Annotated in this window: 7 protein-coding genes; 4 read left to right on the top strand and 3 right to left on the bottom strand. The window is 53.6% G+C overall.

The features are described 5' to 3' along the window. Positions 1-812 (top strand): His/Gly/Thr/Pro-type tRNA ligase C-terminal domain-containing protein (locus tag MVD07_RS05475; RefSeq protein ID WP_297499473.1); only part of this gene is annotated, 812 nt, incomplete at its 5' end. Positions 813-877: 65 nt separating this feature from the next. On the opposite strand, the gene MVD07_RS05470 is transcribed toward MVD07_RS05475, so the two are convergent. The 3 genes from MVD07_RS05470 to MVD07_RS05460 all read right to left on the bottom strand — a co-directional run bounded on the left by MVD07_RS05470 (position 878) and on the right by MVD07_RS05460 (position 2932). Next, positions 878-1543, bottom strand: coding sequence for a TBP-interacting protein (locus tag MVD07_RS05470; protein ID WP_297499485.1), 666 nt, complete (start codon positions 1541-1543; stop codon positions 878-880). 63 nt (positions 1544-1606) lie between these two features. Further along, positions 1607-2401 carry a polyprenyl diphosphate synthase gene (gene uppS / locus MVD07_RS05465; protein ID WP_297499471.1) on the bottom strand — a complete coding sequence of 265 codons (795 nt, stop codon included), beginning with the start codon at positions 2399-2401 and terminating at the stop codon, positions 1607-1609. A 6-nt stretch (positions 2402-2407) separates the two neighbouring features. After that, positions 2408-2932, bottom strand: coding sequence for a gamma carbonic anhydrase family protein (locus MVD07_RS05460; protein ID WP_297499483.1), 525 nt, complete (start codon positions 2930-2932; stop codon positions 2408-2410). 71 nt (positions 2933-3003) lie between these two features. Between MVD07_RS05460 and hjc the strand changes: the two genes are divergently transcribed. The 3 genes from hjc to MVD07_RS05445 are packed head-to-tail and all read left to right on the top strand — an operon-like array spanning position 3004 to position 6035. Continuing rightward, complete coding sequence (gene hjc, locus MVD07_RS05455) at positions 3004-3405, top strand: Holliday junction resolvase Hjc (RefSeq protein ID WP_297499469.1); 402 nt, start codon at positions 3004-3006, stop codon at positions 3403-3405. Next, on the top strand, positions 3392-4942 hold the full coding sequence (locus MVD07_RS05450) for a hypothetical protein (RefSeq protein ID WP_297499467.1): 1551 nt from the start codon (positions 3392-3394) through the stop codon (positions 4940-4942). The genes hjc and MVD07_RS05450 overlap by 14 nt, the downstream gene beginning before the upstream one ends. 55 nt (positions 4943-4997) lie before the next feature. Further along, positions 4998-6035 carry a lysyl aminopeptidase gene (locus MVD07_RS05445; protein ID WP_297499481.1) on the top strand — a complete coding sequence of 346 codons (1038 nt, stop codon included), beginning with the start codon at positions 4998-5000 and terminating at the stop codon, positions 6033-6035. Positions 6036-6053: the final 18 nt, after the last annotated feature.

Below are 6053 nucleotides of genomic sequence, written 5' to 3'. Positions count from 1 at the left end.
TCAAACAGGCCATGGACGAGTTCAAGAAGCAGTACAAGCTCAGTATGGAGGTTCTCAAGGGGGTCGGTCTTACTCCGGATGACTACGAGGTAGCGATAAGGTTCACCCGCGACTTCTGGGAGTCCAATAAGAACTTCATAGTCGAGCTGGCAAAGATAATAAGCAAACCCGTTCTCATCGAAATGTGGGACCAGAGGTTTTTCTACTTCATACTCAAGTTTGAGTTCAACTTCGTGGACAACCTCGACAAGGCTGCAGCTTTAAGCACAGTCCAGATTGACGTCGAGAACGCCGAGCGCTTTGGAATAACCTACTACGATGAAAACGGGCAGGAGCGCTACCCGCTCATACTCCACTGCTCGCCGAGCGGAGCCATAGAGCGCGTTATGTACGCCATACTCGAGAAGCAGGCGAAGCTCCAGGCAAAGGGAATAAAACCGAGCTTTCCGCTCTGGCTCAGCCCGATACAGGTTAGGGTTATCCCGGTCAGCGATGAGGTCATGGACTACGCGCTCTACGTTGCCGGAAAGCTCGAAGGAGCGAAGATAAGGGTTGACGTTGACGATACCAGCGACAGGCTCAACAAGAAGATAAGAAAGGCCGAGAAGGAGTGGATTCCCTACATTATCGTCGTCGGTAAGAACGAAAAGGAGCAGAACACCGTAACGGTGAGAAGAAGGGAGGACGGCAAACAGCTTGAGATGCAGCTGGAAGACATAATAAAGGAGATAAAGGGGAAGACCGAGGGCTTCCCGTACAGGCCAAGGCCCCTTCCCCTACTTCTCTCAAGGAGGCCCAAGTTCAGGGGCTGAACTTTTCAGCCCTGAACCCTTCCATTCCCTTTCTCCAGTCACCTATAGGGAGGAGATAGCCTACATCAGTGACCAGAGAGGACATGGTTGATAAACTCCCTCGCCTCATCGCTGAACTTGTCAAGGGACACGGGGCTGCCGAACTTGTCGTAGACCTTCCCATCCTTGAAGTTTATCTCGAATATCTCATAGCGCTCCTCGCTCTTCTCGTGGAGCTTGACGCCGTGTTCCCTCAGGTGATCCCCGAGGCTCTCCATGTCAACATATTTCCCGCATACTTCGCACTTGTAGAACTGCCAGAAGATGTAGTCTTGGCCGGCGAGGCTGTTGGACTTTATGTGATTCACGAGGGCAGCACCGAGATACTCGTAGATGTCCTCCTGGATGAATCTGCCACCCCTCTCGACGACCTTGAAACCGGCCCAGACTATGTGGTCGTTTATGTCCGCGAGGGTGGCCTTGAGGTAGCGGTATGTAAGGACGAAGGTCCCGTCCTTTATGTAGAAAACTCCCTTGTCAGGAATCGCAACGAGGTGTATTCCGTTAACGACTTTTCCGGCCAGAAAGTCCGCTTCCTCCCTGTTCTTTGCCACGTCTATGATAACCCCGACGTTGCTCCTCTTGTGGAAGCCTGTTATTGAGCTCCCGTCTATCTCCCAGTGATACTCGTCAAGATAGCGAACTTGTGAATACACCTTCTTAACACCCGGACTTAGTTCACCATAGTTCATGAAACCCACCGCTGAGAAGTCGAAGCCAACGTTAATAACTTTAGCGGAAAACTTTAAAAGCCCTCAACGGCCGAAGCGCCTCTGCCTTCTCTGGAACTCCCTGATTATTCTCAGGAAGTCTATCTTCCTGAACTCCGGGAAATAAACATCGACAAAGAAGAGCTCACTGTAAGCTATCTGATAGAGGAGGAAGTTACTTATCCTGACCTCACCGCCTGTCCTTATCACAATGTCAGGGTCGGGCATGTTGGGATAGTAAAGATAGCCTTTTATCAGCTCCTCGTCGATGTCCTCGGGCTTTATCTTCCCCGCCAGGACATCCTTGACTATCTCCCTGACGGCATCGGCTATCTCGCTCCTCCCGCCATAGGCCAGGGCTATGTTGAGGGTGTAGTTCGTGTACTTCCTGGTCGCCCTCTCGGCTTCCTCGGCTGCTTTCCTAACGTTCTCGGGGAGGAGCTCCTTTCTCCCGATGATGTTGACCCTTACGCCGTGCCTATGAATTCTCTCGTCCCTCACGACCTCCTTGAACTTCTCCTCAAAGAGCTTCATCAACGCCTCGACTTCCTCCTTTCTCCGATGGAAGTTCTCGGTCGAGAAAGCGTAGACGGTCAGGGTTCTTATCCCCAGCTCCATGCACCACTCAAGAATTTCCTCAAGCTTCTTGGAACCGAAGAGGTGCCCGTACCAGGGGGGTTTTTCAATCCTCCTCGCCCACCGCCTGTTGCCATCCATTATTATCGCGACGTGCCTTGGGATCTCCCCCGACTTGACTTTCTCGAGAAGGTAGCGCTCGTAGATGTCATAAACTGGCTTGAAAACAATATGGGGAACATGGGAGAGAAGCCTGTAAATCATCTTATCTCACTCTATCTTCTTTCTTCCCTTAAGGTGCATCCCGGCGAGCTCCATATATATCTCGGCGTTTTTCTTTGTCCACTTAATCTCCTCCTCGCTGAGCTGCCTGACGACCTTTCCAGGGATGCCTATGACGAGGCTGTAATCGGGTATCTCCTTGCCCGGGGGAACGAGGGCTCCTGCGCCTACGATAACGTGTTTCCCTACCTTAGCACCGTCGAGGATTATCGCCCCCATGCCTATTATCGTGTAGTCGTCAATTGTGGCGCCGTGAACCACTGCATTGTGACCTATCGTGACGTACTTTCCAATCCTCGTTGGGATACCGTGGGAGGTGTGTATGCTGACGTTGTCCTGAACGTTGGAGCAACAGCCGACGTAAATCTGCTCTATGTCGCCCCTGAGAACAGCTGACGGCCAGACGCTCGTCTTCTCCTCCAGAACGACGTCGCCGATCACCGAGGCAGTCTCATCAATGAAAGCCGTGGGGTGAATTTTGGGCCTCCTACCATTGAGCTCGTAAACGGTCATCTCAATCACCAGGTTATAGTTCCGGGGAGAACTTATAAAGATAACCTGACAAGGTATGACAGGGAAGCGCAATGAAGTACAGACGGGGGGCCAACGCGGAGAGGGAACTGGCAAAGCTGCTGGAACGGGCCGGCTTCGCCGTCGTTCGCTCCGCCGGCAGTCACAGGGTTGATTTGATAGCCGGAAACGGAGAGGTGTACCTCTGCATAGAGGTCAAGAGCACGGGCGAGGAGAGGCTCTACGTCCCAAAGGAAGACGTGGAAAAGTTAACCTCCTTTTCGGAGCGCTTCGGCGGAAAGCCCCTCCTGGCGATCAAGTTCAAGGGGAAGGGGTGGAGGTTGTTCCATCCGGAGACACTCACCCCCAACGGAAAGAGCTACCGTATTGAGCCCTCCATGGACTTTCTGACCCTTGAAGAAATTATCGGAAAACAGCCAACCCTGCTGGAGGTGCTCACCCGTGAAAAGGCTTAGCGTCGTTCTCATTTTCATCCTGTTGCTCCCCATTGGGGTCGTTCTCTCGCCAGCCAACGCCGGTGAGACCGTTCTGATAATAAACCCCCTGAAGGAGGTCATCAATGCAGTCCCAGGGGAGACAGTTACGATACCCTTCCAGATAAAGAACCTCGGAAACGACACCCTCCGAAACGTCACGGTCTATGTTACAGGCCCGGCCGAGGGATTCATCTACCAGACGAAGCTCATCAGGGTTCCAGTACCCCCGAACGGAACCCTCAACGAAAGCCTCAGCATCAAAGTCCTCCTCATTTCGGCGGGGGTTTACAACCTGACGATCGTTGCGAGGGCTGGTTCAGTTTACACCCAGGCACCTGTGAAAATCAGGGTCGGAATTCTTAGTGACTACTCCATTGACGTCGAGGTCGGGAAGGAGTACCTCTACGGGCATGACGTTGGGATAAGACTAATCGTTAAATCGAAGTCAAACGGAGTCCTTCTGGGGACTGTGGGGTACTCTATATCCCGCGACGGTGTCAGACTAATTGAAAACGAGAACTCCACATACATCCAGGCGGGGGGACAGTGGGAGAGGAACATAACCCTGCACAGACCCGAGATAGGGAACTACACGGTTGCCCTCTGGGCCAACCTGGGGGGGAAGTTCAAGAAGGTCACCAAGACCTTCAGGGTCTATCAAAGGAAGCTCTCCTACAGGGCGTTCTTCAGGAACGGGGCGATAACGGTCATAGTTTACAACTCCAGCGGCGGCGTCCCCGGGATCAAGGTGACGATAAACGGCGTTGAGTTCACGACCGACGAGAGCGGAAAGGTCTCCTACGCGGTGGACACGCCCGGAACTTATGAGGTCGTCCTCGACCTAGACGGAAAAATCGTAACGACCTTCGTCGAGGTCAAGAGGCTCTTCATAAGCTATCAGCAGAGGAACTCGACCCTGATAGTAAAGGTCGTGGATTCAACTGGTCTTCCAGTGCCGAACGTCACCCTCTCGGCATCAGGCCCGCTCGGAAAGGACTACGCGGTTACGAACTCTTCTGGGCTTGCAACGGTGAACCTCAACAAAACAGGCTATGGGACGCTCATCGTGTCGGCTCAGAGCGACGATTACATAGGGGCACAGGCGGTGCTTCAGGCCGTTAGACCGGTGAGGCCATCCCCAACGACGTCCTCCACAACCAAGTCCGAAACAATTAGCAACCAGACGTATGCCATTCCTCCCTCAACAACAGGAGAAGAAAAAACAGGTAATGACCTTACCGCCCTCATCCTCATAGCCAGCGGACTTATTCTCGCGGGAACGTCTTATCTCGCCTTCGCGACCCCAAGCTTTCACGAGGAAACCCTCGACCGCTACTACTTCGCCAAGGTCAAGGCCCCTCGCCTGAGGCCTCTCCACTACCACTTCGAGAGGCCCGTCAGTGCCAGGGAAGTCAGAGTCACGAAAGGGAAAGCCAGAATCGAAGATGGTAGGATCATCTGGGAGGTGGAGTTAGAACCCGGTGAGGAGGCCCAGTTGCAGGCCGTCCTTGGATAAACTTTATTAAGCCAGCCGAATACATTGAGACGGAAATCTAAAGGAGGCGATGGGAATGGTAAACCTCGAACTGCTTAGGAAAGTCGTTGAAGCTCCAGGTATTTCTGGGCACGAGTTTCTGGGGATTAGGGACGTCGTTGTCGAGGAGCTGAAGGATCACGTAGACGAGGTAAAGGTCGACAGGCTCGGCAACGTCATAGCCCACAAGAAGGGTAGCGGACCGAAAATGATGATAGCGGCACACATGGACAAGATTGGCGTCATGGTGAACCACATAGACAAGGAGGGCTACCTCCACGTCGTTCCAGTCGGTGGCGTTGACCCGAGAACCCTCGTCGCCCAGCGGATAAGGTTCTTCACGGAGAAGGGCGAGCGCTTTGGCATTGTCGGTCACATACCTCCCCACATTCAGAAGCCTGAAGATAGGAAAAAGGCCGCCGACTGGGACACGATAGTTGTTGACGTCGGCGCTGACAGCCGGGAAGAGGCGGAGGAGCTTGGCTTCCGCATTGGCACCGTCGGCGAGTTTGCCCCCGCATTTGTGCAGCTCAACGAGAACAGGATTGCAACGCCATACCTTGACGACAGGGTTTGTCTCTACGCTATGATAGAGGCCGCGAAGGCAATCGAGAACCACGAGGCCGATATATATTTCGTTGGCAGTGTCCAGGAGGAAGTCGGCCTCCGCGGGGCGAGGGTTGCGAGCTACGCCATAGACCCAGAAATAGGAATAGCGATGGACGTCACCTTCGCCAAGCAGGTTGGAGACAAGGGCAGGATAGTGCCAAAGCTCGGTGGTGGCCCGGTTATGGACGTTGGGCCGAACATCAACCCGAAGGTCAGGGCCTTCGCCGACGAAGTTGCAAAGAAGTACGAGATACCGCTCCAGGTCGAGCCTTCACCAAGGCCAACCGGAACCGACGCGAACATAATGCAGATTAACAGGGAAGGCGTGGCCACGGCCGTGCTGAGCATACCGATAAGGTACATGCACAGCCAGGTCGAGACCGCTGACCTGAGAGACATAGATCTTACCATAAAGCTCGCCAAGCACCTCCTTGAGGAGCTCAGGCCGATGAATTTAACTCCCTGACTTTTCTTCCTCTCGAAA

Origin of the sequence: Thermococcus sp., from assembly GCF_027008145.1 — an archaeon.
In the GTDB taxonomy this organism is placed as follows: Archaea; Methanobacteriota_B; Thermococci; order Thermococcales; family Thermococcaceae; genus Thermococcus.
Note: the sequence above shows the minus strand (reverse complement) of the source record. Positions and strands in the feature narration are given on the sequence as shown.

Excerpts from the sequence above, each read along its gene's own strand:
- MVD07_RS05470 (WP_297499485.1), bottom strand. The coding sequence starts at position 1,543 with ATGAACTATGGTGAACTAAGTCCGGGTGTTAAGAAGGTGTATTCACAA.
- uppS (WP_297499471.1), bottom strand. The coding sequence starts at position 2,401 with ATGATTTACAGGCTTCTCTCCCATGTTCCCCATATTGTTTTCAAGCCA.
- MVD07_RS05460 (WP_297499483.1), bottom strand. The coding sequence starts at position 2,932 with ATGACCGTTTACGAGCTCAATGGTAGGAGGCCCAAAATTCACCCCACG.
- hjc (WP_297499469.1), top strand. The coding sequence starts at position 3,004 with ATGAAGTACAGACGGGGGGCCAACGCGGAGAGGGAACTGGCAAAGCTG.
- MVD07_RS05445 (WP_297499481.1), top strand. The coding sequence starts at position 4,998 with ATGGTAAACCTCGAACTGCTTAGGAAAGTCGTTGAAGCTCCAGGTATT.